Here is a 25,306-nt window from a genome sequence, read left to right on the forward strand (position 1 = left end):
CCGCACAGCAAGAGGCGGAACCGCAGCCGGACCCCCCAGCCGCGAACCGCCGCCTCGCGGCTCTAGGGGATCGATGACTGAGTATGGCCGGGGCCCAGGCCCCGCACCGTGGCATCCGGAGGACCCGTTGTTCGGGGACGGCGGATGGGAAGGGCAGCAGGCGCCCCAGGGGCACCAGCCTGCCTACGGGGGCCAGCAGCAGTACCCGCAGCAGCCGCAGACGGCCTACAACGGCTGGACGGACGGCAACCAGCAGCCCGGCTACGGCCAGCAGCCGCAGTACGACCAGCAGCAGTACGACGAGTACGGTCAGCCGGTCTACCCCCAGTACGGCCAGCAGCAGTACGAGCAGCAGCAGTACCCCCAGCAGCCCCAGCCGCAGGCTTACCACCAGGGCGGCTGGGACGGCACCGGCACCCACGCGCACGTCCCCTACGCGGCCGACCCCGGCGACCCCTACGGCCAGCAGCCCGCCGCGTACGGCGCGGAGCAGCCCGACTTCTACGGCACCCCCGACGCCTACCCGCCCCCGGAGCCCCCGGCCCGCCGCCGCGAGCCCGACCCGGAGCCCGAGCCCGAGGGCGGCGTCCTGCCGGAGCCGGACGCCGACGACGAGGCCACGGTCGCCGAGACCGCTGCGCAGGAGCGCGGGCGGCGAGGGGGCGGGCCCGGCAAGCCCGGCAAAGGGGGCAACGGCAAGAAGAAGCGCCGCAACGGCGCCGCCTGCCTGGTCGTCGTCCTCGTCTTCGGCGGTGGCCTCGCCGGTGTCACCTACTTCGGCATGCAGTTCTACCAGGACCGTTACGGCTCGGCCCCCGACTACGCGGGCAACGGCACGGACGAGACGGTGTCCATCACGATCGCCAAGGGCGCGGGGGGCGCGGCGATCGGGCGGGAGCTGAAGGCGGCGGGCGTCGTCAAGAGCGTCGACGCGTTCGTGTCCGCGTTCACGCAGAACGCCAAGTCGGGCAGCATCCAGGCGGGTTCGTACGTCCTGAACAAGGAGATGTCCGCCCAGGCGGCCGTCGCGATGATGCTCGACCCCAAGAGCCAGAACAACCTGATCATCGCCGAGGGCACCCGCAACGTCGCGGTCTACGCGCAGATCGACAAGCGCCTCGACCTCTCCGAGGGCACCACCGCGGGCGTCGCGAAGGCGAAGTACAAGGACCTCGGCCTGCCCGCCTGGGCGCTGGACCACCCGAACGTGAAGGACCCGCTGGAAGGGTTCCTGTACCCCTCGCGCTACGCGCTGGGCAAGGGGGACAAGCCGGAGACCCTCCTCAAGGAGATGGTGACCCGTGCCAACGAGAAGTACGAGCAGCTCGGGCTGGAGAAACAGGCCGAGAAGCTCGGGCTCGACGGGCCCTGGCAGCTCCTGACCGTCGCGAGCCTCGCGCAGGCCGAGGGCACCAGCCACGACGACTTCCGCAGGATGGCCGAGGTCGTCTACAACCGCCTCAAGCCCGGCAACCCGCAGACGTTCGGCTCGCTGGAGTTCGACTCCACGTACAACTACATCAAGAACCAGAGCAAGATCGACCTGACGATCGCCGAGCTGAAGCGGTTCAACAACCCGTACAACACGTACTACGTCAAGGGACTGCCGCCAGGACCCATCGACAACCCAGGTGACGAAGCACTGCGGGGTGCTCTCAACCCGACCGAGGAAGGCTGGTACTACTTCATCTCGCTGGACGGGAAGACCAGCAGGTTCACCAAGACCCTCGCCGAACACGAGGAACTGGTCGCCGAGTTCAACGAGTCCCGCAAGGGCTCCTGAGAAAGACGGGTCCCATGACAGTTCGGGCCGCCGAAGCCCGCCGCGCCGCCGTGCTGGGTTCGCCGATCGCGCACTCCCTCTCCCCGGTGCTGCACCGCGCCGCCTACGACGCGCTGGGCCTGACGGGGTGGTCGTACGACCGCTTCGAGGTCGACGAGGGCTCCCTCGCGGACTTCGTCGCCGGGCTGGGCGAGGAGTGGGCGGGGCTGTCGCTGACGATGCCGCTGAAGCGGGCCGTCATCCCGCTGCTGGACGAGATCAGCGAGACGGCTGCCTCCGTCGAGGCCGTCAACACGCTGGTGTTCACCGAGGACGGCCGCAGGACCGGCGACAACACCGACATCCCCGGCATGGTCGCGGCCCTGCGCGAACACGGCGTCGACCAGGTCGACTCCGCCGCGATCCTCGGCGCCGGCGCCACCGCCTCCTCCGCCCTCGCCGCGCTCTCCCGCGTCTGCACCGGCGAGATCGTCGCCTACGTCCGCAGCGAGGCCCGCGCCGCCGAGATGCGGCAGTGGGGCGAGCGCCTCGACGTCGAGGTCCGTACGGCGGACTGGGCCGACGCGGCCGAGGGCCTGCGGGCGTCGCTGGTCGTCGCGACGACCCCGGCCGGGGCGACGGACGTGCTCGCCCACGCCGTGCCCGAGCGCCCGGCGACCCTCTTCGACGTCCTGTACGACCCCTGGCCCACCGACCTCGCCGCGCGCTGGTCGATGTACGGGGGCGCTGTCGTGAGCGGACTGGACCTCCTGGTCCATCAGGCGGTCCTCCAGGTCGAGCAGATGACCGGGCGGCGGCCCGTTCCCGTCGACGCGGTCCGAAAAGCGGGCGAACACGCGCTCGCCTCCCGCTAAGGTTCCCGAGGGCGCCGCACAGGGGGTGCGGCGCGGTTCGGGGGGAGTACGGTCGTGACGTCTGCGTCCGGCAAGAGCGAGATCTTCCAGTTCGTCCTGCAGTTCATGCCCGACTGGATCCAGATTCCGGCGCTGTGCCTGATCATCGGGCTCGTCCTGGTCTCCTGGGGGCTGAAGCTGCGCCGCAAGTGGCTCCTGCGCCGCGCCCTGCGCCAGGCGGGCGTCACCCAGGGGCCCGTCGTCCTCCAGCAGGGCGACGGGACGCGCGGCGCGGACTTCCTCGGCGCCTACGCGCCCCCGCAGCCGCAGGCCGAAGGGCCCCGCGGCGCGGACTTCCTCGGGTCGTACGCGCCCCAGAACCGGCCAGAGCAGGGCTGATCACCCGCGGTCTCGTTCCTCCCGGTGAGTCCGCTTCGTGGACCGGGGAACGGGTTCGGTCCGGGGACGTGGGAGGATCGGGGAGGCGGGGCCGGGACGCGCACCCGGGGTCGCCCGGGCCGTCCGCGTGGACGCGTGGCGGCCGGCGGTACCAGGCGCGAGCACCGAGGAGCATCGTTGAGCAGGCTGCGTTGGCTGACCGCGGGGGAGTCCCACGGTCCCGCACTCGTCGCCACGCTGGAGGGCCTTCCCGCCGGCGTGCCGATCACCACGGAGATGGTCGCGGACCACCTGGCGCGGCGGCGGCTCGGCTATGGCCGCGGCGCTCGGATGAAGTTCGAGCGGGACGAGGTCACCTTCCTCGGCGGGGTCCGCCACGGCCTCACCCTGGGTTCGCCGGTCGCGGTCATGGTGGGCAACACCGAGTGGCCGAAGTGGGAGAAGGTCATGGCGGCCGACCCGGTCGACCCGGCCGAGCTCGCGGACTCCGCGCGCAACGCCCCGCTGACCCGCCCCCGTCCGGGCCACGCCGACCTCGCCGGCATGCAGAAGTACGGCTTCGACGAGGCCCGCCCGATCCTGGAGCGCGCCTCGGCCCGCGAGACGGCCGCCCGGGTGGCGCTGGGCGCGGTCGCCCGGTCGTACCTGAAGGAGACGGCCGGCATCGAGATCGTCAGCCACGTCGTCGAACTGGCCGCCGCGAAGGCCCCGTCGGGTGTCTACCCGGTCCCCGGGGACGTCGAGCGGCTGGACGCGGACCCGGTGCGCTGCCTGGACGCGGACGCCTCGAAGGCGATGGTCGCCGAGATCGACCAGGCCCACAAGGACGGCGACACCCTCGGCGGGGTCGTCGAGGTGCTCGCGTACGGCGTGCCGGTCGGGCTCGGTTCGCATGTGCACTGGGACCGGCGCCTCGACGCGCGGCTCGCCGCCGCGCTGATGGGCATCCAGGCCATCAAGGGCGTCGAGGTCGGCGACGGCTTCGAGCTGGCGCGGGTGCCGGGCTCGAAGGCGCACGACGAGATCGTGAGCACCGACGAGGGGCTGCGCCGCACCTCCGGGCGCTCCGGCGGCACCGAGGGCGGCCTCACGACCGGCGAGGTCCTGCGCGTGCGCGCGGCCATGAAGCCGATCGCGACCGTGCCGCGCGCGCTCCAGACCGTGGACGTCGCGACCGGGGAGGCCGCGCAGGCCCACCACCAGCGCTCCGACGTGTCCGCCGTGCCGGCCGCCGGGATCGTCGCCGAGGCGATGGTCGCGCTCGTCCTCGCGGACGCGGTCGCGGAGAAGTTCGGCGGGGACAACGTCGTCGAGACGCGCCGCAACGTCCGCTCGTACCTCGACAGCCTGACGATCCGATGAGCGGACCGCTGGTCGTGCTGGTCGGGCCGATGGGCGTCGGCAAGTCCACCGTCGGGCAGCTTCTCGCCGAGCGCCTCGGCGTGCCCTACCGGGACACCGACGACGACATCGTCACCGGACAGGGCCGCACCATCGCCGACATCTTCGTCGAGGAGGGCGAGCCCGCCTTCCGCGCGATCGAGAAGGTCGCCGTCGAGGCCGCCCTCGCCGGGCACGACGGAGTCCTCGCGCTCGGCGGCGGCTCCATCCTCGACGCCGGCACCCGCGAACTGCTCACCGGACGCCGGGTCGTCTACCTCTCCATGGACGTCGAGGAGGCCGCCCGCCGAACCGGCCTCAACGCCGCCCGGCCCCTCCTCGCCGTCAACCCGCGCAAGCAGTGGCGCGAGTTGATGGAGGCTCGCCGTCATCTGTACGAGGGGGTCGCCACGGCCGTCGTCGCGACGGATGATCGGACCCCGGAAGAGGTCGCCCAAGCCGCCCTGGACGCACTGGAGTTGAAGGACGTATGACGACGACGCGGATCCACGTCGGCGGCGACACGCCGTACGAGGTGCTGGTGGGCCGGCAGCTGCTCGGCGAACTCGCCGGGCTGATCGGGACGAAGGCCAAGCGGGTCGCGGTCGTCCACCCCGAGGCGCTCGCCGAGACCGGGGACGCGCTGCGCGCCGACCTCGCCGAGCAGGGGTACGAGGCCGTCGCCATCCAGGTGCCCAACGCCGAGGAGGCCAAGACCGCAGAGGTCGCCGCCTACTGCTGGAAGGCGCTCGGGCAGTCCGGGTTCACGCGCACCGACGTCATCGTGGGCGTCGGCGGCGGGGCGACGACCGACCTCGCCGGGTTCGTCGCCGCGACCTGGCTGCGCGGGGTGCGCTGGATCGCCGTACCGACGACCGTGCTGGCCATGGTCGATGCGGCCGTCGGCGGGAAGACCGGGATCAACACCGCCGAGGGCAAGAACCTGGTGGGGGCGTTCCATCCGCCGGCCGGGGTGCTGTGCGACCTCGCCGCGCTGGAGTCGCTGCCGGTCAACGACTACGTGTCGGGGCTCGCGGAGATCATCAAGGCCGGGTTCATCGCGGACCCGGCGATCCTCGACCTCATCGAGGCCGACCCCGAGGCGGCGCGCACACCGGCCGGGCCGCACACCGCCGAGCTGATCGAGCGGTCGATCCGCGTGAAGGCGGACGTCGTGTCGTCCGACCTCAAGGAGGCGGGGCTGCGGGAGATCCTCAACTACGGCCACACCCTCGCGCACGCCATCGAGAAGAACGAGCGCTACAAGTGGCGGCACGGCGCCGCCGTATCCGTAGGCATGCACTTCGCGGCCGAGCTCGGGCGGCTCGCCGGGCGGCTGGACGACGCTACCGCCGACCGGCACCGGACGGTCCTTGAGTCGGTCGGGCTGCCGCTGCACTACCGCTACGACCAGTGGCCCAAGCTGCTGGAGACGATGAAGGTCGACAAGAAGTCGCGCGGGGACCTGCTGCGGTTCATCGTCCTGGACGGGCTGGGCAAGCCGACCGTCATGGAGGGCCCCGACCCGGCGGTACTGCTCGCGGCGTACGGCGAAGTGGGGCAGTAGGAGCCGGAGATCACCTTCGCGCGATCCGCCTTCCACAACGGGCACTTCAGACCGCCCCCGGTCGTTCACCAAAGGACGGCCGGGGGCGGTACCGTTCGGAGCGGGGGCGCGAGCGCCTTCGCGACCCGGAGGCGGACCGAGCCCGCACAGAACGAGACGGAGTGGCACCGGATGCAGCACGCAGTGGGTTCTCCGCTGCCGCCGCCCCACCAGTGGGGGCACGGTCCGGTCGGCGGGGCGCCGGCCGCACAGCATTCGGGACCGCACCCTTCCCATCCGCGGGCGCAGCCCGCGCTGGGCTTCACTCCGCCGCAGGTCCCGCAGCCGCAGGTCCCGCCGGTGCCCCCGGCCCCGCCGGCCGTCCATCAGCCGGCTCCGCATGCCCCGGGACCCCATGTCCCCGCGCCCCATCCGCCGGCCCCCCGGCCCCCGGTCCCGCCCGTCCAGCAGCCCCCGGTGCCCCCGTACTCCCCGCCGCCCCGGCAGGCCCCCGGTGACGTCACCGGGCATGTCCCGCTGCCGTCCGGTGAACCCTTCGCCGCCCCGGCGCCGGCCGCCCCCGACCCGGCGACCACGATGCTCGCGGTGCTGCTCATCGGGCCCGCGGGCGCCGGCAAGACCAGCGTCGCCAAGTACTGGGCCGACCACCGCCGCGTCCCCACGGCCCACATCAGCCTCGACGACGTCCGCGAGTGGGTCCGCTCCGGCTTCGCCGACCCGCAGCGCGGCTGGAACGACAACTCCGAGGCCCAGTACCGCCTGGCTCGCCGCACCTGCGGCTTCGCCGCCCGCAACTTCCTCGCCAACGGCATCTCCTGCATCCTCGACGACGCGATCTTCCCCGACCGCCCGGCGGTCGGCCTCGGTGGCTGGAAACGGCACGTGGGCCCCGGCCTGCTCCCGGTCGTCCTCCTGCCCGGCCTGGAAGTCGTCCTGGAGCGCAACGCGGAACGCTCGGGCAACCGCCGCCTCACGGACGAGGAGGTCGCGCGCATCCACGGCCGGATGGCCGGGTGGTACGGCTCGGGCCTGCCGATCATCGACAACTCGCAACTGGACGTCGAGTCGACGGCGAGGGTTCTGGACGAGGTGCTCGCGACCGCGATTGCCAGCCCACCGAAGTGGTAGTCGGACAGGGACTACCGACGGTCTGGAGCCCCCTGTGGTCCCCCGAACGGCACTTCTAAAAACGGCACATTCCGGTACGAACTCCTACGCTCGACTCATGTCAGACGCGTACGCAACCCGCCGGGCCCGCCTCAGGGACCGGTGCGCCGCGGCGGGCAGCGCCACCGCGCTCGTCACCCGCCCGGCCAACGTGAGATACCTCTCCGGCGCCGCCCCCCAGGACGCCGTCCTCCTCGTCGGCACGGCCGAGGACGTCCTCCTGTGCCCCCACCCCCCGGACGACCGGCCCGACGACAGCCTGCGCGTCCACGTCCTGCCCGGCGAGGGCGGGGACCCGGCGGTCGCCGCCGCCGACCTCCTCACCGCCGAGGGCATCGACACCCTCGCCGTCGAGGAGCACCACCTCACGGTCGCCCGGCACCGCGCGATCCACTCCGTCGCCCCCCACCTCCTCCTCGCCGACCTCGCGGGCACCGTCGAGCAGCTCAGGATCGTCAAGGACGAGGACGAGATCACCTGCCTGCGCGTCGCCGCCGAGATCGCCGACCAGGCCCTCGGCGAACTCCTGGAGTCGATCCTCGTCGGCCGCACCGAACGCCACCTCGCCCTGGAGCTGGAGCGCCGCCTGGTCGACCACGGCGCCGACGGCCCCGCCTTCCCGACGTCCGTCGCCACCGGCCCGCACGCCGGTCTGCGCGGCCACCGGCCCACCGACCGGCGCGTGGAGGAGGGCGACTTCCTCTCCGTCTGCCTGGGCGCGGCGTACCGCGGCTACCGCTGCGAGATCGGCCGCACCTTCGTCATCGGCACGGCCCCCGAGGACTGGCAGATCGAGCTGTACGACGCCGTCTTCGCCGCTCAGCGGGCCGGCCGGGAGGCCCTCGCACCCGGCGCCGAGTACCGCGACGTGGACCGCGCGGCACGCCAGGCACTGGAGGCCGCGGGGTGGTCCGAGGGGCTGCCGAGGCTCATGGGACACGGTGTCGGACTGCAAATCGAAGAGGACCCGCAGCTCGCCCCCGCGGCCATGGGTAAACTGGACGCTTGCGTGCCGGTCACCGTCGAACCCGGGGTTCACCTCCCGGGCCGGGGCGGCGTCCGGATCGATGACACGCTCGTCGTGCGCCCCGAGGCGGACGGCGGACCCGAGCTACTCACCATCACGACCAAGGAGCTGCTCGCGCTGTAGCGCTTGCCCCGGGGTCGTCCACGTCAGTCCAGGAGATTCCGCAACCGTGGCTTCCACGAACGACCTCAAGAACGGCCTGGTGCTCAAGCTCGACGGCGGCCAGCTGTGGTCCGTCGTCGAGTTCCAGCACGTCAAGCCTGGCAAGGGCCCGGCCTTCGTGCGCACCAAGCTGAAGAACGTGCTCTCCGGCAAGGTGGTCGACAAGACCTTCAACGCCGGTGTCAAGGTCGAGACGGCCACTGTCGACAAGAGCGACATGCAGTTCTCGTACATGGACGGCGAGTACTTCGTCTTCATGGACATGGAGACCTACGACCAGCTGATGGTCGACCGCAAGGCCGTCGGTGACGCCGCGAACTTCCTCGTCGAGGGCTTCGAGGCGACCGTCGCGCGCCACGAGGGCGAGGTGCTCTTCGTCGAGCTGCCGGCCGCCGTCGAGCTGACCGTCGCCGAGACCGAGCCGGGCCTCCAGGGCGACCGCTCCACCGGGGGCACGAAGCCGGCGACGCTGGAGACCGGCCACCAGATCCAGGTGCCGCTCTTCATCACCACCGGCGAGAAGATCAAGGTCGACACCCGTACGAGCGACTACCTCGGCCGGGTGAACAGCTAACCGTGGCTGCTCGCAACACGGCTCGCAAGCGTGCCTTCCAGATCCTCTTCGAGGGGGATCAGCGCGGTGCCGATGTCCTGACGGTGCTCGCGGACTGGGTGCGGCTGTCCCGGTCCGACGACCGGCAGCCGCCGGTCAGCGAGTACACGATGCAGTTGGTCGAGGGGTATGCGGAGCATGCCGCCCGGATCGACTCGCTGATCTCCCAGTACTCGGTCGGGTGGACGCTCGACCGGATGCCGGTCGTGGACCGGAACATTCTGCGTCTTGGGGCGTACGAACTGATCTGGGTCGATGAGACGCCGGACGCGGTCGTGCTGGACGAGATGGTTCAGCTGGCCAAGGAGTTCTCGACCGATGAGTCTCCGGCGTTCGTGAACGGGCTTCTGGGGCGGTTCAAGGAGCTGAAGGGGTCCTTGCGCCGATAAGAACGCCGCTAGGGGTGGTGGGGGCTGTGCGTGGGCGGCTGCGGGTGCGTCGTGGCTTGTCGCGCAGTTCCCCGCGCCCCTAAAAGCAAAAGGCCCTTGCGAGGAGCCCTGCGTCTCCCGGCGCCGCCGCTTCACAAAAAACGTGCCGCCAGGTGGCTGGAACCGAATCACTCGGTTCTGGCCAACCCGGCGGCACGTTTCTGCTCAGGCGTGGCAAGCGTTGTGGCCTGCTCAGCCTTCCTCGTGGGTGACCGCGCGGCGCGCGTCCGCGTCGAGGACGCCCCAGCTGATCAGCTGCTCGGTGAGGACCGAGGGGGACTGGTCGTAGATGACCGCGAGGGTGCGCAGGTCGTCCTGGCGGATCGAGAGGACCTTGCCGTTGTAGTCGCCGCGCTGCGACTGGATCGTCGCCGCGTAGCGCTGCAGGGGGCCCGCCTTCTCGACCGGGACGTGGGCGAGGCGCTCCAGGTCCAGGACCAGCTTCGGCGGCGGCTCGGCGGCGCCGCCCGGGGTGGTGCCCGGCAGCAGCTCCTGCACCGGGACGCCGTAGAAGTCCGCCAGCTCGGCGAGGCGCTGCACGGTGACGGCGCGGTCCCCGCGCTCGTACGACCCGACGACGACCGCCTTCCAACGGCCCTGGGACTTCTCCTCGACACCGTGGAGGGAAAGGCCCTGCTGGGTGCGGATCGCGCGGAGCTTGGCCCCGAGCTGTTTGGCGTATTCGCTGGACATATAGCTCCCGGCGCTGTGTCGACGCGGACGGCTGTGTTGCCGAGCCGCGCGGCTGGTAACTCATTGTGAGGTTACGCAGCGTGATTCTCCTGCGTCAAGCCGAATGGTCCACACCGACCCTTCCGTGGTATCGATGGCCGATTACTCCAGGGGGGTGATCAGGGGCGTCCCGGCGGCCTGCTACGGTTGATGGCGCAAACCCGACGTCCTTTAAGGTCCGTCCCGTGAGGCGGAGAAGGAGGTCCCTTTTTCATGGACATCCGATCGTCCGATGCGCGGCCCGTTCTTGAGGGCCCCGACATCGCGCGGGTACTGACCCGCATCGCCCACGAGATCGTCGAACGCGCCAAGGGCGCCGACGACGTGGTGCTCCTCGGCATCCCGACCCGCGGCGTCTTCCTCGCCCGGCGCCTCGCCGAGAAACTCCAGGAGATCACCGAGCGCCCGATCCCGGTCGGCTCGCTGGACATCACGATGTACCGCGACGACCTGCGCATGCACCCCCCGCGCGCGCTCGCCCGCACGGAGATCCCCGGTGACGGCATCGACGGCCGCCTCGTGGTCCTCGTCGACGACGTGCTCTTCTCCGGCCGCACGATCCGCGCCGCCCTCGACGCCCTGAACGACATCGGGCGCCCGCGCGCGGTGCAGCTCGCGGTCCTCGTCGACCGGGGCCACCGGGAACTGCCCATCCGCGCCGACTACGTCGGCAAGAACCTCCCCACGTCGCTGCGGGAGACGGTCAAGGTCCAGCTCGCCGAGGAGGACGGTCGCGACACCGTGCTGCTCGGCGCGAAGCCGGACCAGTAGCAGGCCGCTTACGTCACGCCGGTTCTTGGCGTGCGCGCGCCTGCCCGGAATCTCCCGAATTAAACCTGCTTACGGAGCCTGACAGATGCAGCGTCATCTCATCTCGGCCGCCGACCTCACCCGCGACGACGCCGTCCTGATCCTCGACACCGCCGAGGAGATGGCCCGGGTCGCCGACCGGCCCATCAAGAAACTGCCCACCCTGCGCGGGCGCACGGTCGTGAACCTCTTCTTCGAGGACTCCACGCGTACGCGCATCTCCTTCGAGGCCGCCGAGAAACGTCTTTCGGCCGACGTCATCAACTTCACCGCCAAGGGCTCCTCGGTCTCCAAGGGCGAGTCCCTGAAGGACACCGCGCAGACCCTGGAGGCGATGGGCGTCGACGCCGTCGTCATCCGGCACGGCGCCTCCGGAGCCCCGTACCGCCTCGCCACCTCCGGGTGGATCGACGCGGCCGTCATCAACGCCGGTGACGGCACCCACCAGCACCCCACCCAGGCCCTGCTGGACGCGTTCACGATGCGCCGCCGGCTCATCGGCCGCGACGCCGGGCTCGGCCAGGACCTGAGCGGGAAGCGGATCACCCTCGTCGGTGACGTCCTGCACAGCCGGGTCGCCCGCTCCAACGTGGACCTCCTGCACACGCTCGGCGCCCACGTCACCCTCGTCGCCCCGCCCACCCTGGTGCCGGTCGGCGTGGAGAGCTGGCCCTGCGACGTGTCGTACGACCTCGACGCGGTGCTGCCCAAGTCGGACGCGGTGATGATGCTGCGCGTCCAGCGGGAGCGGATGAACGCCGCGTTCTTCCCGACCGAGCGGGAGTACTCGCGCCGCTACGGCCTCGACGGCGAGCGGATGGCGCGGATGCCGGAGCACGCGATCGTGATGCACCCCGGCCCGATGGTCCGCGGCATGGAGATCACCGCCGAGGTCGCCGACTCCCCGCGCTGCACGGTCGTCGAGCAGGTCGCCAACGGCGTGTCGATCCGGATGGCCGTCCTGTACCTGCTCCTGGGCGGCAACGAACCCGCCGTCACGCACACCCGCCCCGCCACCGGTTCCGAGGAGAAGTAAGACCATGAGCAAGATCCTGATCCGTGGTGCGAAGGTGCTCGGCGGCGAGCCGCAGGACGTCCTGATCGACGGGGACACGATCGCCGAAGTCGGCACGGGCCTGTCCGCCGAGGGCGCCGAGGTCGTCGAGGCCGACGGCAAGGTGCTGCTGCCCGGCCTCGTCGACCTCCACACCCACCTGCGCGAGCCCGGCCGCGAGGACTCCGAGACCGTGCTGACGGGCACGCGCGCGGCGGCCTCCGGCGGCTACACGGCCGTCTTCGCCATGGCCAACACCTTCCCCGTCGCCGACACGGCCGGCGTCGTCGAGCAGGTGTACCGGCTCGGCCGGGAGCACGGCTACTGCGACGTCCAGCCCATCGGCGCGGTCACCGTCGGCCTGGAGGGCAAGAAGCTCGCCGAGCTGGGCGCGATGCACGAGTCGGCGGCCGGCGTGACCGTCTTCTCCGACGACGGCAAGTGCGTCGACGACGCGGTGATCATGCGCCGCGCGCTGGAGTACGTGAAGGCGTTCGGCGGGGTCGTCGCGCAGCACGCGCAGGAGCCCCGGCTCACCGAGGGCGCCCAGATGAACGAAGGCGTCGTCTCCGCCGAACTCGGGCTCGGGGGCTGGCCCGCGGTCGCCGAGGAGTCGATCATCGCGCGGGACGTGCTGCTCGCCGAGCACGTCGGCTCGCGCGTGCACATCTGCCACCTGTCGACCGCCGGGTCCGTCGAGATCGTCCGCTGGGCCAAGTCCCGCGGCATCGACGTCACCGCCGAGGTCACCCCGCACCACCTCCTGCTCACCGACGAGCTGGTCCGGTCGTACAACCCGGTCTACAAGGTCAACCCGCCGCTGCGCACCGAGCGGGACGTCCTCGCGCTGCGCGAGGCCCTCGCCGACGGCACGATCGACATCGTCGCCACCGACCACGCGCCCCACCCGCACGAGGACAAGGACTGCGAGTGGGCCGCCGCCGCGATGGGGATGGTCGGCCTGGAGACCGCGTTGTCAGTGGTGCAGGAGACCATGGTGGAGACGGGCCTGCTGGACTGGGCCGGGGTCGCCGAGCGCATGTCGTCCAAACCGGCCGAGATCGGCCGGGCGAGTGGGCACGGCCGCCCCGTCTCGGCAGGTGAGCCCGCCAACCTCACGCTCGTCGACACGGCATACCGTGGGTCCGTGGACCCCGCGGGCTTCGCCTCGCGCAGCCGGAACACCCCGTACGAGGGGCGTGAGCTGCCGGGCCGCGTGACGCACACGTGGCTGCGGGGCAAGGCCACGCTCGTCGACGGGAAGCTCACGTGACATCTGCACTACTGATCGCGGCCGGCAAGGAGTCGGCCCCGGTGACGGACTGGGCCGCGCGGATCGGCTGGGTCGTCGGACTCGGACTCTTCGTCGCGCTCGTCTACTGGCTGATGCGCGAGGGCTGGAAGTGGCGCGGCACGCTCCAGAGCGACCTGCCGGAGCTGCCCACCGCGCCGGACGAGCCCGGTGAGCCGAAACTGACCATGACCGGCCGCTACCACGGCTCCACCACCGCCGGTCAGTGGCTGGACCGCATCGTCGCCCACGGCCTGGGCACCCGCAGCAGGGTCGAGCTGACCCTGACGGACGCCGGGCTGGACGTCGTACGGCCGGGCGCGGCCGACTTCTTCGTGCCGGCCGACGCCCTGCGCGAGGCGCTGCTCGGCAAGGGCATCGCGGGCAAGGTCCTCAGCGAGGGCGGGCTCCTCGTGGTGACCTGGGCGCACGGCGACAAGCTGATCGACTCCGGTTTCCGCTCCGACCACGCGGCCGAGCACACCGACTGGGTCGAGGCCATCAACTCCATGATCAAGAACAACCAGACGGAAGGCGCCGAACGATGACGACCTCCACCAGGGGGACCAGCAAGGTCCCCGCCGTACTCGTCCTGGAGGACGGCCGGGTCTTCCGCGGCCGCGCCTACGGGGCCGTGGGGGAGACCTTCGGCGAAGCGGTGTTCTCCACCGGCATGACCGGCTACCAGGAGACCCTGACCGACCCGTCGTACGACCGCCAGATCGTGGTCGCGACCGCCCCCCAGATCGGCAACACGGGCTGGAACGACGAGGACGACGAGTCGTCCCGCATCTGGGTCTCCGGCTACGTCGTCCGCGACCCCGCGCGCGTGCCCTCCAACTGGCGTGCCGAGCGTTCGCTCGACGCTGAACTGGTGGCGCAGAACGTCGTGGGCATCTCCGGGATCGACACCCGCGCCCTCACCCGCCACCTGCGCGAACGCGGCTCGATGCGCGCCGGGATCTTCTCCGGTGCGACGATCGCACCGGAGTTCGACCTCGTCGCGCGCGTGCAGGAGCAGGCCCCGATGAAGGGCCTGAGCCTGTACGAGGAGGTCGCCACCAAGGAGGCGTACGTCGTCCCCGCGATCGGCGAGAAGCGCTTCACCGTCGCCGCGATCGACCTCGGCATCAAGGGCATGACCCCGCACCGCATGGCCGAGCGCGGCATCGAGGTGCACGTCCTGCCGGCCACGGCCACCGAGGCGGACGTGTACGCCGTCAACCCGGACGGCGTGTTCTTCTCCAACGGCCCCGGCGACCCCGCCACCGCCGAAGGCCCCGTCGCCCTCATGACGGCCGTCCTCGCGCGCAGGACGCCGCTGTTCGGCATCTGCTTCGGCAACCAGATCCTCGGCCGCGCCCTCGGCTTCGGCACCTACAAGCTGAAGTACGGCCACCGGGGCATCAACCAGCCCGTCCAGGACCGCACGACCGGCAAGGTCGAGGTCACCGCGCACAACCACGGTTTCGCCGTCGACGCGCCGCTCGACCGGGTCAGCGAGACCCCCTTCGGGCGTGCCGAGGTCTCCCACGTGTGCCTGAACGACGACGTGGTGGAGGGGCTGCGACTGCTCGACCAGCCCGCCTTCTCCGTCCAGTACCACCCCGAAGCGGCAGCGGGCCCGCACGACGCCGCCTACCTGTTCGACCGCTTCGTCAGCCTCTTGGAGGGCCAGCGTGCCTAAGCGCACCGATATCCAGTCCGTCCTGGTCATCGGCTCCGGCCCGATCGTCATCGGCCAGGCCGCCGAGTTCGACTACTCCGGCACCCAGGCGTGCCGCGTCCTGCGCGCCGAGGGCCTCAGGGTCATCCTGGTCAACTCCAACCCGGCGACGATCATGACCGACCCGGAGATCGCCGACGCGACGTACGTCGAGCCGATCACCCCCGAGTTCGTCGAGAAGATCATCGCCAAGGAGCGCCCGGACGTCCTGCTGCCGACCCTCGGTGGCCAGACGGCCCTCAACACCGCGATCTCCATGCACGAGCAGGGTGTGCTGGAGAAGTACGGCGTGGAGCTGATCGGCGCCAATGTCGAGGCGATCAACAAGGGCGAGGACCGCGACCTGTTCAAGGGCGTCGTCGAGGCCGTCCGCGCGAAGACCGGGTACGGCGAGTCCGCCCGCTCGGTGATCTGCCACTCCATGGACGACGTCCTCGCGGGCGTCGACACCCTCGGCGGCTACCCCGTCGTCGTCCGCCCCTCCTTCACCATGGGCGGCGCCGGTTCGGGGTTCGCGCACGACGAGGAGGAACTGCGCCGCATCGCCGGACAGGGCCTCACGCTCTCCCCGACCACCGAGGTGCTCCTTGAGGAGTCCATCCTCGGGTGGAAGGAGTACGAGCTTGAGCTGATGCGCGACAAGAACGACAACGTCGTGGTCGTCTGCTCCATCGAGAACTTCGACCCGATGGGCGTCCACACGGGCGACTCGATCACGGTGGCGCCCTCGATGACGCTGACCGACCGCGAGTACCAGATCCTGCGGGACATCGGTATCGCGATCATCCGCGAGGTCGGCGTCGACACGGGCGGCTGCAACATCCAGTTCGCGGTCAACCCCGTCGACGGCCGGGTCATCGTCATCGAGATGAACCCGCGCGTGTCCCGGTCGAGCGCCCTCGCCTCCAAGGCGACCGGCTTCCCGATCGCCAAGATCGCCGCGAAGCTCGCCGTCGGCTACACCCTCGACGAGATCCCGAACGACATCACGCAGGAGACCCCGGCGTCCTTCGAGCCGACGCTCGACTACGTCGTCGTCAAGGCCCCCCGGTTCGCGTTCGAGAAGTTCCCGCAGGCCGACTCGACCCTCACGACCACCATGAAGTCGGTCGGCGAGGCCATGGCCATCGGCCGCAACTTCACCGAGGCGTTCCAGAAGGCGCTGCGCTCGCTGGAGAAGAAGGGCTCGCAGTTCACGTTCGTCGGCGAGACGGGCGACAAGACCGAGCTGCTGGAGGCGTCCGTACGCCCCACCGACGGCCGGATCAACACCGTCATGGAGGCCATCCGCGCGGGCGCCACGCCCGAGGAGGTCTTCGAGTACACCAAGATCGACCCCTGGTTCGTCGACCAGCTCTTCCTGATCAAGGAGACCGCCGACGAGCTGGCCGAGGCCCCCGAACTCACCGCGGAGCTGCTCGCCGAGGCCAAGCGGCACGGCTTCTCCGACCAGCAGATCGCCGAGATCCGGGGCCTGCGCGAGGACGTCGTCCGCGAGGTGCGGCACGCGCTCGGCATCCGCCCGGTCTACAAGACGGTCGACACCTGCGCCGCCGAGTTCGCCGCGAGGACCCCGTACTTCTACTCGTCCTACGACGAGGAGACCGAGGTCGCCCCGCGCGAGAAGCCGGCCGTCATCATCCTCGGCTCCGGGCCCAACCGCATCGGCCAGGGCATCGAGTTCGACTACTCCTGCGTCCACGCCTCCTTCGCGCTGTCCGACGCCGGGTACGAGACCGTGATGGTCAACTGCAACCCCGAGACCGTCTCCACCGACTACGACACCTCCGACCGGCTCTACTTCGAGCCGCTCACCCTGGAGGACGTCCTGGAGATCGTCCACGCGGAGACGCAGGCCGGCCCCGTCGCGGGCGTCGTCGTCCAGCTCGGCGGGCAGACCCCGCTGGGCCTCGCCCAGGCCCTCAAGGACAACGGCGTACCGATCGTCGGCACACCCCCCGAGGCGATCCACGCCGCCGAGGACCGGGGCGCCTTCGGGCAGGTCCTCGCCGACGCGGGCCTCCCGGCCCCCAAGCACGGCACGGCGACCACCTTCGCGGGCGCCAAGGCCATCGCCGACGAGATCGGCTACCCGGTCCTGGTCCGCCCCTCGTACGTCCTGGGCGGGCGCGGCATGGAGATCGTCTACGACGAGACGCGCCTGGAGTCCTACATCGCCGAGTCGACCGAGATCAGCCCCTCGCGGCCGGTCCTCGTCGACCGGTTCCTGGACGACGCGATCGAGATCGACGTGGACGCCCTGTACGACGGCGAGGAGCTGTACCTCGGCGGCGTCATGGAGCACATCGAGGAGGCCGGCATCCACTCCGGCGACTCGGCGTGCGCGCTGCCCCCCATCACGCTGGGCGGGTTCGACATCAAGCGCCTGCGTACCTCCACGGAGGCCATCGCGAAGGGCGTCGGCGTCCGCGGTCTGATCAACATCCAGTTCGCGATGGCCGGGGACATCCTGTACGTCCTGGAGGCCAACCCGCGCGCCTCCCGCACGGTCCCCTTCACCTCCAAGGCGACCGCCGTGCCGCTCGCCAAGGCCGCCGCCCGGATCTCCCTGGGCGCGACCGTCGCCGAACTGCGCGCCGAAGGGCTGCTGCCCGCGCGCGGGGACGGCGGCGAGCTGCCCATGGACGCGCCGATCTCCGTCAAGGAGGCCGTCATGCCGTGGTCGCGGTTCCGCGACATCCACGGCCGGGGCGTCGACACGGTCCTCGGCCCGGAGATGCGCTCCACCGGCGAGGTCATGGGCATCGACTCCGTCTTCGGCACGGCCTACGCCAAGTCGCAGGCGGGCGCCTACGGCCCGCTGCCCACCAAGGGCCGCGCGTTCATCTCCGTCGCCAACCGCGACAAGCGCTCGATGATCTTCCCGGCCCGTGAACTCGTCGCCCACGGCTTCGAGCTCCTCGCCACCTCCGGCACGGCCGAGGTCCTCAAGCGCAACGGCATCAACGCGACCATCGTCCGCAAGCTCAGCGAGGGCGAGGGCCCGGCCGGCGAGAAGACGATCGTCCAGCTCATCCACGACGGCGAGGTCGACCTCATCGTCAACACCCCGTACGGCACCGGCGGCCGCCTCGACGGCTACGAGATCCGTACGGCCGCCGTCGCGCGGTCCGTGCCCTGCCTGACGACCGTCCAGGCGCTCGCCGCGGCCGTCCAGGGCATCGACGCGCTCAACCACGGGGGCGTGGGCGTGCGCTCGCTCCAGGAACACGCCGAGCATCTGACAGCGGCACGGGACTAGCAGCCAAGGCAGCCACAGGGGGACACCGGGAACGGTGTCCCCCTCCTTATGGGGACCCTCTGGGGAGTTATGTACAACCTGTTCTTCCGACTGATCTTCCAGGGCATGGACCCCGAGAAGGCCCACCACCTGGCCTTCCGGTGGATCCGTCTCGCCGCGCGCGTGCCGGTGCTGCGGACGTTCATCGCCGCCGCGCTCGCCCCCCGCTTCAAGGAACTGCGCACCGAGGCGTTCGGACTGCGGATGCACGGGCCGTTCGGGCTGGCCGCCGGTTTCGACAAGAACGCCGTCGCGGTCGACGGGATGGCGATGCTGGGGTTCGACCACGTCGAGATCGGGACCGTCACCGGGGAGGCGCAGGACGGCAACCCGAAGAAGCGGCTGTTCCGGCTGGTGCCCGACCGCGCGCTGATCAACCGCATGGGCTTCAACAACGACGGCTCCCTGCGCGTCGCCGCGCGCCTCGCGTCCCGGGAGGCCGTGTTCAGGACGGTCGTCGGCGTCAACATCGGCAAGACCAAGGTCGTACCGGAGGCGGAGGCCGCCGGGGACTACGTGAAGTCCGCCGAGCGCCTCGCGCCGTACGCCGACTACCTGGTCGTCAACGTGTCCTCGCCCAACACGCCGGGCCTGCGGAATCTGCAAGCCGTTGATCACTTGCGACCGCTTCTCGCCGCCGTGCGCGAGGCGGCCGACCGGGTCGTTCCCGGGCGGCACGTGCCGCTGTTGGTGAAGATCGCGCCGGACCTCGCGGACGACGACGTCGACGCGGTGGCCGATCTCGCCGTCGAACTGGGTCTCGACGGGATCATCGCGACCAACACGACCATCGCGCGCGAAGGGCTGCTTTCCGGGACTGCACTGACCGCCGAGACCGGCGGGCTCTCCGGAGCGCCCCTCAAGGAGCGCTCCCTGGAGGTCCTGAGGCGCCTGTACGCGCGTGTGGGCGACCGGATCACCCTGGTGGGCGTCGGGGGCGTCGAGAGCGCCGAGGACGTCTGGGAGCGGATCCTCGCGGGCGCGACCCTCGTCCAGGGCTACAGCGCGTTCATCTACCAGGGGCCCTTCTGGACCCGCGCGATCCACAAGGGGCTCGCCGCGCGCCTGCGCACGAGCCCGTACACCAGCCTCGCCGACGCGGTCGGCGCCGACGTGAGGAAGACGGCATGAGCACCTTCGGTACGCGGCTGCGGCGGGCGATGGACGAGCGGGGTCCCCTGTGCGTGGGCATCGACCCGCACGCCTCGCTGCTCGCCGAGTGGGGGCTGAGCGACGACGTCGCCGGGCTCGAACGGTTCAGCCGTACCGTCGTCGAGGCGGTCGCGGACCGGGTCGCCGTCCTGAAGCCGCAGAGCGCGTTCTTCGAGCGGTTCGGGTCCCGGGGCGTCGCCGTCCTGGAGAAGTCCGTCGCCGAGGCGCGCGAGGCGGGCGCGCTGGTCCTCATGGACGCCAAGCGCGGGGACATCGGCTCCACCATGGCCGCGTACGCCGAGGCGTTCCTCTCCCCGGGCTCGCCCCTGTTCTCCGACGCGCTGACCGTCTCGCCGTATCTCGGGTACGGCTCCCTCGCGCCCGCCGTCTCCCTCGCGCGCGAGCACGGGTGCGGGCTGTTCGTCCTCGCGCTGACCTCCAACCCCGAGGGCGGCGAGGTCCAGCACGCGGTCCGCTCGGACGGGGTGAACGTCGCGGCGACCATGCTGGCGCACCTGAGGGCCGAGAACGCCGGGGAAGAGCCGCTCGGGTCCTTCGGGGCGGTCGTCGGGGCGACCCTCGGTGACCTCTCGTCGTACGACCTCGACATGGGGGGCGCTCTGCTGGCGCCGGGGGTGGGGGCTCAGGGGGCCACTCCCGCCGATCTGCCTCGGGTGTTCGGCAGTGCCGTTTCGCGGGTCGTGCCGAACGTGAGCCGGGGAGTGCTGCGGTTCGGACCCGACGTGAAGGCGCTGCGGGAGGCCGCGGACCGGATTTCCGGGGAGGTCCGGGAGGCGGTGGGGTCGGCCTGACCGGCCGGTTCTCGCCGACTTGAGGATGGATACAGTCTCAAATCCGGGGAGTTTTGCGGCATATGTCCGGTCCCGTAGAGGCTGACCAGGACTTTTCCGCTGTTCTCGCTGACTCAGGCGGAGTTGGCCGCTAGTCTCCGACGGAGAGTGAACGGGCAAGCGTGTTGCTCGTCGCTCGCCAGGTGTGGGGCGACTAGGTTCCTCACCGGTCCGTATCCGACAGTTCGACATCCGAGGTGACGTAGGCGTGGCTCTTCCGCCCCTTACCCCCGAACAGCGCGCAGCCGCGCTCGAAAAGGCCGCCGCGGCTCGCCGGGAGCGGGCCGAGGTCAAGAATCGACTCAAGCACTCCGGCGCCTCCCTGCACGAGGTCATCAAGCAGGGCCAGGAGAACGACGTCATCGGCAAGATGAAGGTCTCCGCCCTGCTGGAGTCGCTGCCCGGCGTGGGCAAGGTCCGCGCCAAGCAGATCATGGAGCGACTCGGCATCTCCGAGAGCCGCCGCGTGCGCGGCCTCGGCTCCAACCAGATCGCTTCCCTGGAGCGTGAGTTCGGCAGCACCGGTTCCTGATCCCGGCGCCGCCGGACAGGGCGTCCCGGAGACTCCGGGATTGCTGGAATAATCGCTGCATGGCTGCAACATTCCGGGGGACGACCCCCGAGCCCCCGGACGTACGTCCGCGGCTGACCGTGCTCTCCGGCCCCTCAGGGGTCGGCAAGAGCACGGTCGTCGCCCATATGCGCAAGGCCCACCCGGAGGTGTGGCTGTCGGTGTCGGCGACGACCCGCAAGCCCCGCCCGGGTGAACAGCACGGTGTCCACTACTTCTTCGTCGGCGACGACGAGATGGACAAGCTGATCGCCAACGGCGAACTGCTCGAATGGGCCGAGTTCGCCGGCAACCGCTACGGCACGCCCCGCGCGGCCGTGCTGGAGCGGCTGGAGAACGGCGAGCCGGTGCTCCTGGAGATCGACCTCCAGGGTGCCCGGCAGGTCCGCGAGTCCATGGCGGACGCCCAGCTCGTGTTCCTCGCGCCGCCCTCCTGGGAGGAGCTGGTGCGCCGGCTCACCGGCCGCGGCACCGAGGCGCCCGACGTGATCGAGCGCCGCCTCGACGCCGCCAAGATCGAACTCGCGGCCGAGCCGGAGTTCGACGAGACGCTGGTCAACACCTCTGTCGAGGATGTGGCGCGTGAGCTGCTAGCCTTGATGGATGTGGTGTGACCGTTACGGTCACAGACAATCTGAGATTTCTCCCATCCACGGAAGGTAGAGCGTGTCCTCTTCCATCTCCGCGCCCGAGGGCATCATCAACCCTCCGATCGACGAGCTCCTCGAAGCCACGGACTCGAAGTACAGCCTCGTGATCTACGCGGCCAAGCGCGCCCGTCAGATCAACGCGTACTACTCGCAGCTCGGTGAGGGCCTCCTGGAGTACGTCGGTCCCCTCGTCGACACGCACGTCCACGAGAAGCCGCTGTCGATCGCGCTGCGCGAGATCAACGCGGGTCTGCTGACGTCCGAGGCCGTTCCGGACCCGGCGTAAGTACGATCGTCAGTTCGCGACTGACTTATCCACAGGCCCGGCAAGCACATTGCCGGGCCTGTGGTGTGTCATGGGGTCGTACGGGTTTCCGAGATCGGTTCGGGGAGTGGGGAGTGACGGTGGACAAGCCCAAGGTCGTCCTGGGGGTCAGCGGGGGCATCGCCGCGTACAAGGCGTGCGAGCTGCTGCGCAGACTCACCGAGTCGGGCCATGACGTGCGGGTCGTGCCCACCGCCTCGGCGCTGCACTTCGTCGGCGCCGCGACCTGGTCCGCGCTCTCCGGCCACCCGGTCTCCACGGAGGTCTGGGACGACGTCCACGAGGTGCCGCACGTCCGGATCGGCCAGGGCGCCGACCTCGTCGTCGTCGCCCCCGCCACCGCCGACATGCTCGCCAAGGCCGCCCACGGCCTCGCCGACGACCTTCTCACCAACACGCTTCTCACGGCCCGCTGCCCCGTCGTCTTCGCGCCCGCGATGCACACGGAGATGTGGGAACACCCGGCGACGCAGGAGAACGTGGCGACGCTGCGCCGGCGCGGAGCCGTCGTCATCGAACCCGCCGTCGGCCGCCTGACCGGCGTCGACACCGGCAAGGGCCGCCTCCCCGACCCGGCCGAGATCTTCGAGGTCTGCCGGAATGTTCTGAAAAGGCACAGTCTGGCCCGCGGGGTGCGTGAACCCGACCTCGCCGGGCGGCACGTCCTCATCACCGCCGGCGGCACCCGCGAGCCCCTCGACCCCGTCCGCTTCCTCGGCAACCGCTCCTCCGGCAAACAGGGCTACGCCCTCGCGCGTACGGCGGCGGCGCGCGGCGCCCGCGTCACGCTGATCGCGGCGAACGCGAGCCTGCCCGACCCGGCCGGCGTCGACGTCGTCCCCGTCGGGACGGCCGTCCAGATGCGGGAGGCGGTGCTGAAACACGCAACGGACGCTGACGCGGTCGTGATGGCGGCGGCCGTCGCGGACTTCCGGCCGGGGACCTACGCGGCCGGGAAGATCAAGAAGAAGGACGGCCAGGAACCGGAGCCCATCGTTCTCGTGCGGAATCCGGACATTCTCGCGGAGATCTCCCAGCACCGCGCCCGCCCCGGCCAGGTGATCGTCGGCTTCGCCGCCGAGACCGACGACGTCCTCGCCAACGGGCGCGCGAAACTCGCCCGCAAGGGGTGCGATCTGCTGGTCGTGAACGAGGTGGGGGAGCGCCGTACCTTCGGCTCCGAGGAGAACGAGGCGGTCGTCCTGGGCGCCGACGGCAGCGAGACCGCCGTACCCCACGGGCCCAAGGAGAACCTGGCCGAAATCGTGTGGGACCTGGTGACGCGGCGCCTCGAATGACGCTTGGATGCGCAGCCCGGAACCACTGGAGACTCGCACGGTTCGGGAGCGGCGGCTCTGGTCAAGCTCGGCAGGCATCGGTCAGAATGCCTGTGCCGCAGCTCACGGCGCTCCCGAGAGGCGAGACAGGTGGGCCGGTGGCGAGGCACGACCGATAAGCTGTTCCCGGACCACTCCGGGCGCAGCTCCCGGCGGGTCCGCCAATGATCAGCCAGCAGCCGCTGCAACCACAGGGAGCGTTGTGTCCCGTCGCCTGTTCACCTCGGAGTCCGTGACCGAAGGTCACCCCGACAAGATCGCTGACCAGATCAGCGACACGATTCTCGACGCGCTGCTGCGCGAGGACCCCACGTCCCGCGTGGCCGTCGAGACGCTGATCACCACCGGCCTGGTGCATGTCGCCGGTGAGGTCACCACCCAGGCGTACGCGCCGATCCCGCAGCTGGTGCGGGAGAAGATCCTGGAGATCGGCTACGACTCGTCGAAGAAGGGCTTCGACGGCGCGTCCTGCGGCGTCTCCGTGTCCATCGGCGCGCAGTCCCCGGACATCGCGCAGGGTGTCGACACGGCCTACGAGTCCCGCGTCGAGGGCGATGAGGACGAGCTCGACAAGCAGGGTGCCGGTGACCAGGGTCTGATGTTCGGCTACGCGTCCGACGAGACGCCGACGCTGATGCCGCTGCCGATCTTCCTCGCGCACCGTCTCTCGAAGCGTCTGTCGGACGTCCGCAAGAACGGGACCATCCCCTACCTGCGCCCCGACGGGAAGACCCAGGTCACCATCGAGTACGACGGTGACAAGGCCGTCCGCCTCGACACGGTCGTGGTCTCCTCGCAGCACGCCTCCGACATCGACCTGGAGTCCCTCCTCGCGCCCGACATCCGCGAGTTCGTCGTGGAGGTCGAGCTGAAGGCGCTGCTCGACGAGGGCATCAAGCTCGACACGGAGAACTACCGTCTGCTGGTCAACCCGACCGGGCGTTTCGAGATCGGCGGCCCGATGGGCGACGCGGGTCTGACCGGCCGGAAGATCATCATCGACACGTACGGCGGGTTCGCCCGTCACGGCGGCGGCGCGTTCTCGGGCAAGGACCCGTCCAAGGTCGACCGCTCGGCGGCGTACGCGATGCGGTGGGTCGCGAAGAACGTCGTGGCGGCGGGGCTCGCCTCGCGCTGCGAGGTCCAGGTCGCGTACGCGATCGGCAAGGCCGAGCCCGTCGGTCTGTTCGTCGAGACGTTCGGTACGCACAAGGTGGACACCGACCGGATCGAGAAGGCCATCGACGAGGTTTTCGACCTGCGTCCGGCCGCGATCATCCGTGACCTCGACCTGCTGCGGCCGATCTACGCGCAGACCGCGGCGTACGGTCACTTCGGCCGGGAGCTGCCCGACTTCACGTGGGAGCGGACGGACCGGGTGGAGGCGCTGAAGAAGGCCGCGGGCCTGTAGTCCCGGCTGTACTCGCGAGGCCCGGGGTTCCTGGAGAGGAACGCCGGGCCTCGGTGCGTTTCACGCGCGCGGGTAACCGGCCCCGGCCAGCTCCTTGGCCAGGGCGGAGAGGCTCGCCTCGGGGTTCAGCCGGGTGACGACGTCCTCGGTCAGCGGACGCGAGGCGAGGACGTGGCGTATCGCCGCCAGGTCCACTTCGGTCTCGTAGTAGTCCTGCGCCCACTCCTGGAACGCCTCCGCGCCGCGGTCCGTCAGCAGCGCGAACAGGGACGTGGCGCCGTCCGGGTCCCTGTCGAAGGACTCCGGGAAGTCGATGGCGCCCGCCGACCAGCCCTCGTCGCCGGTCCGCCGCCACAGGCAGACGGTGACGACGGGCATGCCGTCCTCGTCGCTGAACGCGGGCTCGTCGACATAGGGGGCGAAGACCTCCGGGACCTCGTCGAGGACACCGGGCCAGGGACCGTCGTTCCCGTACGGGGTCATGGGCGACTCATGGGCGAAGCCGCGCAGATAGGCGCCGGCCGGGGAGAAGACGATGGAGTACTCGTCCCCCGAACCGTTGCGCATCATCGCCGCCTCCTCGGTCTCCGACCAGTTCGTGTCGAAGGAGTGCCAGCGGTCTCCCCACGCGGGGCTCAGGATCGCTTCCAGTACGGCCAGCGAGCGGCAGTGGTCACGCAGCGCGGTGATATCGGGCAGACGCAGGGCGACGTCGTGTGCGGTCATCCGGTCATCC

The 25,306-nt window shown here is 70.7% G+C and carries 25 protein-coding genes; 23 read left to right on the forward strand and 2 right to left on the reverse strand.

Annotated elements, in window-relative coordinates; genetic code table 11:
• Positions 1–73 precede the first annotated feature (73 nt).
• The 10 genes from mltG (at position 74) to nusB (ending at position 9,320) form a co-directional block, all read left to right on the forward strand.
• Complete coding sequence (mltG, locus tag ACLZOT_RS14735) at positions 74–1,783, forward strand: endolytic transglycosylase MltG (RefSeq protein WP_416969308.1); 1,710 nt, start codon at positions 74–76, stop codon at positions 1,781–1,783.
• A 14-nt stretch (positions 1,784–1,797) separates the two neighbouring features.
• The gene (locus ACLZOT_RS14740; protein WP_416969309.1) at positions 1,798–2,637 is read left to right on the forward strand and encodes a shikimate dehydrogenase; all 840 of its coding nucleotides are present in this window, start codon (positions 1,798–1,800) and stop codon (positions 2,635–2,637) included.
• 54 nt (positions 2,638–2,691) lie between these two features.
• Positions 2,692–3,015, forward strand: coding sequence for a hypothetical protein (locus ACLZOT_RS14745; RefSeq protein ID WP_416969310.1), 324 nt, complete (start codon positions 2,692–2,694; stop codon positions 3,013–3,015).
• Positions 3,016–3,192: 177 nt separating this feature from the next.
• The gene (aroC, locus tag ACLZOT_RS14750) at positions 3,193–4,377 is read left to right on the forward strand and encodes a chorismate synthase (RefSeq protein ID WP_416969311.1); all 1,185 of its coding nucleotides are present in this window, start codon (positions 3,193–3,195) and stop codon (positions 4,375–4,377) included.
• Complete coding sequence (locus ACLZOT_RS14755) at positions 4,374–4,889, forward strand: shikimate kinase (protein ID WP_416969312.1); 516 nt, start codon at positions 4,374–4,376, stop codon at positions 4,887–4,889. The genes aroC and ACLZOT_RS14755 overlap by 4 nt, the downstream gene beginning before the upstream one ends.
• On the forward strand, positions 4,886–5,962 hold the full coding sequence (aroB, locus tag ACLZOT_RS14760) for a 3-dehydroquinate synthase (protein ID WP_416969313.1): 1,077 nt from the start codon (positions 4,886–4,888) through the stop codon (positions 5,960–5,962). The genes ACLZOT_RS14755 and aroB overlap by 4 nt, the downstream gene beginning before the upstream one ends.
• Before the next feature lie 171 nt (positions 5,963–6,133).
• Entirely contained in the window at positions 6,134–7,090 is a 957-nt protein-coding gene (locus tag ACLZOT_RS14765) for an AAA family ATPase (RefSeq protein ID WP_416969314.1), read from the forward strand.
• A gap of 97 nt (positions 7,091–7,187) precedes the next feature.
• Complete coding sequence (locus ACLZOT_RS14770; protein ID WP_416969315.1) at positions 7,188–8,279, forward strand: aminopeptidase P family protein; 1,092 nt, start codon at positions 7,188–7,190, stop codon at positions 8,277–8,279.
• Positions 8,280–8,325: 46 nt separating this feature from the next.
• Positions 8,326–8,892 carry an elongation factor P gene (gene efp, locus ACLZOT_RS14775; protein ID WP_416969316.1) on the forward strand — a complete coding sequence of 189 codons (567 nt, stop codon included), beginning with the start codon at positions 8,326–8,328 and terminating at the stop codon, positions 8,890–8,892.
• Between the two features lie 2 nt (positions 8,893–8,894).
• Entirely contained in the window at positions 8,895–9,320 is a 426-nt protein-coding gene (nusB, locus tag ACLZOT_RS14780; protein WP_416969317.1) for a transcription antitermination factor NusB, read from the forward strand.
• A gap of 231 nt (positions 9,321–9,551) precedes the next feature.
• Here nusB and bldD read toward each other — a convergent pair whose 3' ends face one another.
• Entirely contained in the window at positions 9,552–10,052 is a 501-nt protein-coding gene (gene bldD, locus ACLZOT_RS14785; protein WP_010357917.1) for a transcriptional regulator BldD, read from the reverse strand.
• Between the two features lie 252 nt (positions 10,053–10,304).
• Between bldD and pyrR the strand changes: the two genes are divergently transcribed.
• From pyrR to metK, 13 genes are all read left to right on the forward strand, one after another.
• Positions 10,305–10,862 (forward strand): bifunctional pyr operon transcriptional regulator/uracil phosphoribosyltransferase PyrR, encoded by a 558-nt coding sequence (gene pyrR, locus ACLZOT_RS14790; RefSeq protein WP_416969318.1) that lies wholly within the window; start codon positions 10,305–10,307, stop codon positions 10,860–10,862.
• Positions 10,863–10,947: 85 nt separating this feature from the next.
• Complete coding sequence (locus ACLZOT_RS14795) at positions 10,948–11,937, forward strand: aspartate carbamoyltransferase catalytic subunit (RefSeq protein WP_416969319.1); 990 nt, start codon at positions 10,948–10,950, stop codon at positions 11,935–11,937.
• 4 nt (positions 11,938–11,941) lie between these two features.
• Positions 11,942–13,228 (forward strand): dihydroorotase, encoded by a 1,287-nt coding sequence (locus ACLZOT_RS14800; protein WP_416969320.1) that lies wholly within the window; start codon positions 11,942–11,944, stop codon positions 13,226–13,228.
• Positions 13,225–13,794: a hypothetical protein gene (locus ACLZOT_RS14805; protein WP_416969321.1), complete on the forward strand. Its 570-nt coding sequence runs from the start codon at positions 13,225–13,227 to the stop codon at positions 13,792–13,794. Before ACLZOT_RS14800 ends, ACLZOT_RS14805 begins: the two co-directional genes overlap by 4 nt.
• The gene (carA, locus tag ACLZOT_RS14810) at positions 13,791–14,933 is read left to right on the forward strand and encodes a glutamine-hydrolyzing carbamoyl-phosphate synthase small subunit (protein ID WP_416969322.1); all 1,143 of its coding nucleotides are present in this window, start codon (positions 13,791–13,793) and stop codon (positions 14,931–14,933) included. The genes ACLZOT_RS14805 and carA overlap by 4 nt, the downstream gene beginning before the upstream one ends.
• Positions 14,926–18,234 (forward strand): carbamoyl-phosphate synthase large subunit, encoded by a 3,309-nt coding sequence (gene carB / locus ACLZOT_RS14815; protein ID WP_416969323.1) that lies wholly within the window; start codon positions 14,926–14,928, stop codon positions 18,232–18,234. The genes carA and carB overlap by 8 nt, the downstream gene beginning before the upstream one ends.
• Positions 18,235–18,303: 69 nt before the next feature.
• Positions 18,304–19,404, forward strand: coding sequence for a quinone-dependent dihydroorotate dehydrogenase (locus tag ACLZOT_RS14820; protein ID WP_416969324.1), 1,101 nt, complete (start codon positions 18,304–18,306; stop codon positions 19,402–19,404).
• A complete protein-coding gene (gene pyrF, locus ACLZOT_RS14825) occupies positions 19,401–20,237 on the forward strand; it encodes an orotidine-5'-phosphate decarboxylase (protein ID WP_416969325.1) in 837 nt (278 codons plus the stop codon). Before ACLZOT_RS14820 ends, pyrF begins: the two co-directional genes overlap by 4 nt.
• 247 nt (positions 20,238–20,484) lie before the next feature.
• Complete coding sequence (locus tag ACLZOT_RS14830) at positions 20,485–20,808, forward strand: integration host factor (protein ID WP_003977346.1); 324 nt, start codon at positions 20,485–20,487, stop codon at positions 20,806–20,808.
• Positions 20,809–20,867: 59 nt separating this feature from the next.
• Positions 20,868–21,461 carry a guanylate kinase gene (gene gmk, locus ACLZOT_RS14835; RefSeq protein WP_416969326.1) on the forward strand — a complete coding sequence of 198 codons (594 nt, stop codon included), beginning with the start codon at positions 20,868–20,870 and terminating at the stop codon, positions 21,459–21,461.
• 52 nt (positions 21,462–21,513) lie between these two features.
• Positions 21,514–21,783, forward strand: coding sequence for a DNA-directed RNA polymerase subunit omega (gene rpoZ / locus ACLZOT_RS14840; RefSeq protein ID WP_010357929.1), 270 nt, complete (start codon positions 21,514–21,516; stop codon positions 21,781–21,783).
• A 119-nt stretch (positions 21,784–21,902) separates the two neighbouring features.
• Complete coding sequence (gene coaBC, locus ACLZOT_RS14845) at positions 21,903–23,120, forward strand: bifunctional phosphopantothenoylcysteine decarboxylase/phosphopantothenate--cysteine ligase CoaBC (protein ID WP_416969327.1); 1,218 nt, start codon at positions 21,903–21,905, stop codon at positions 23,118–23,120.
• A gap of 241 nt (positions 23,121–23,361) precedes the next feature.
• Positions 23,362–24,570 (forward strand): methionine adenosyltransferase, encoded by a 1,209-nt coding sequence (metK, locus tag ACLZOT_RS14850; RefSeq protein ID WP_416969328.1) that lies wholly within the window; start codon positions 23,362–23,364, stop codon positions 24,568–24,570.
• 60 nt (positions 24,571–24,630) lie between these two features.
• On the opposite strand, the gene ACLZOT_RS14855 is transcribed toward metK, so the two are convergent.
• The gene (locus ACLZOT_RS14855; protein WP_416969329.1) at positions 24,631–25,296 is read right to left on the reverse strand and encodes a hypothetical protein; all 666 of its coding nucleotides are present in this window, start codon (positions 25,294–25,296) and stop codon (positions 24,631–24,633) included.
• Positions 25,297–25,306 lie beyond the last annotated feature (10 nt).

It is taken from the genome of Streptomyces sp. 4F14 (genome assembly GCF_048159485.1).
Classification (GTDB): Bacteria; Actinomycetota; Actinomycetes; order Streptomycetales; family Streptomycetaceae; genus Streptomyces.

Excerpts from the sequence above, each read along its gene's own strand:
- mltG (WP_416969308.1), top strand. The coding sequence starts at position 74 with ATGACTGAGTATGGCCGGGGCCCAGGCCCCGCACCGTGGCATCCGGAG.
- ACLZOT_RS14740 (WP_416969309.1), top strand. The coding sequence starts at position 1,798 with ATGACAGTTCGGGCCGCCGAAGCCCGCCGCGCCGCCGTGCTGGGTTCG.
- ACLZOT_RS14755 (WP_416969312.1), top strand. The coding sequence starts at position 4,374 with ATGAGCGGACCGCTGGTCGTGCTGGTCGGGCCGATGGGCGTCGGCAAG.
- aroB (WP_416969313.1), top strand. The coding sequence starts at position 4,886 with ATGACGACGACGCGGATCCACGTCGGCGGCGACACGCCGTACGAGGTG.
- ACLZOT_RS14765 (WP_416969314.1), top strand. The coding sequence starts at position 6,134 with ATGCAGCACGCAGTGGGTTCTCCGCTGCCGCCGCCCCACCAGTGGGGG.
- ACLZOT_RS14770 (WP_416969315.1), top strand. The coding sequence starts at position 7,188 with ATGTCAGACGCGTACGCAACCCGCCGGGCCCGCCTCAGGGACCGGTGC.
- bldD (WP_010357917.1), bottom strand. The coding sequence starts at position 10,052 with ATGTCCAGCGAATACGCCAAACAGCTCGGGGCCAAGCTCCGCGCGATC.
- pyrR (WP_416969318.1), top strand. The coding sequence starts at position 10,305 with ATGGACATCCGATCGTCCGATGCGCGGCCCGTTCTTGAGGGCCCCGAC.
- ACLZOT_RS14795 (WP_416969319.1), top strand. The coding sequence starts at position 10,948 with ATGCAGCGTCATCTCATCTCGGCCGCCGACCTCACCCGCGACGACGCC.
- ACLZOT_RS14800 (WP_416969320.1), top strand. The coding sequence starts at position 11,942 with ATGAGCAAGATCCTGATCCGTGGTGCGAAGGTGCTCGGCGGCGAGCCG.
- carA (WP_416969322.1), top strand. The coding sequence starts at position 13,791 with ATGACGACCTCCACCAGGGGGACCAGCAAGGTCCCCGCCGTACTCGTC.
- ACLZOT_RS14820 (WP_416969324.1), top strand. The coding sequence starts at position 18,304 with ATGTACAACCTGTTCTTCCGACTGATCTTCCAGGGCATGGACCCCGAG.
- pyrF (WP_416969325.1), top strand. The coding sequence starts at position 19,401 with ATGAGCACCTTCGGTACGCGGCTGCGGCGGGCGATGGACGAGCGGGGT.
- gmk (WP_416969326.1), top strand. The coding sequence starts at position 20,868 with ATGGCTGCAACATTCCGGGGGACGACCCCCGAGCCCCCGGACGTACGT.
- ACLZOT_RS14855 (WP_416969329.1), bottom strand. The coding sequence starts at position 25,296 with ATGACCGCACACGACGTCGCCCTGCGTCTGCCCGATATCACCGCGCTG.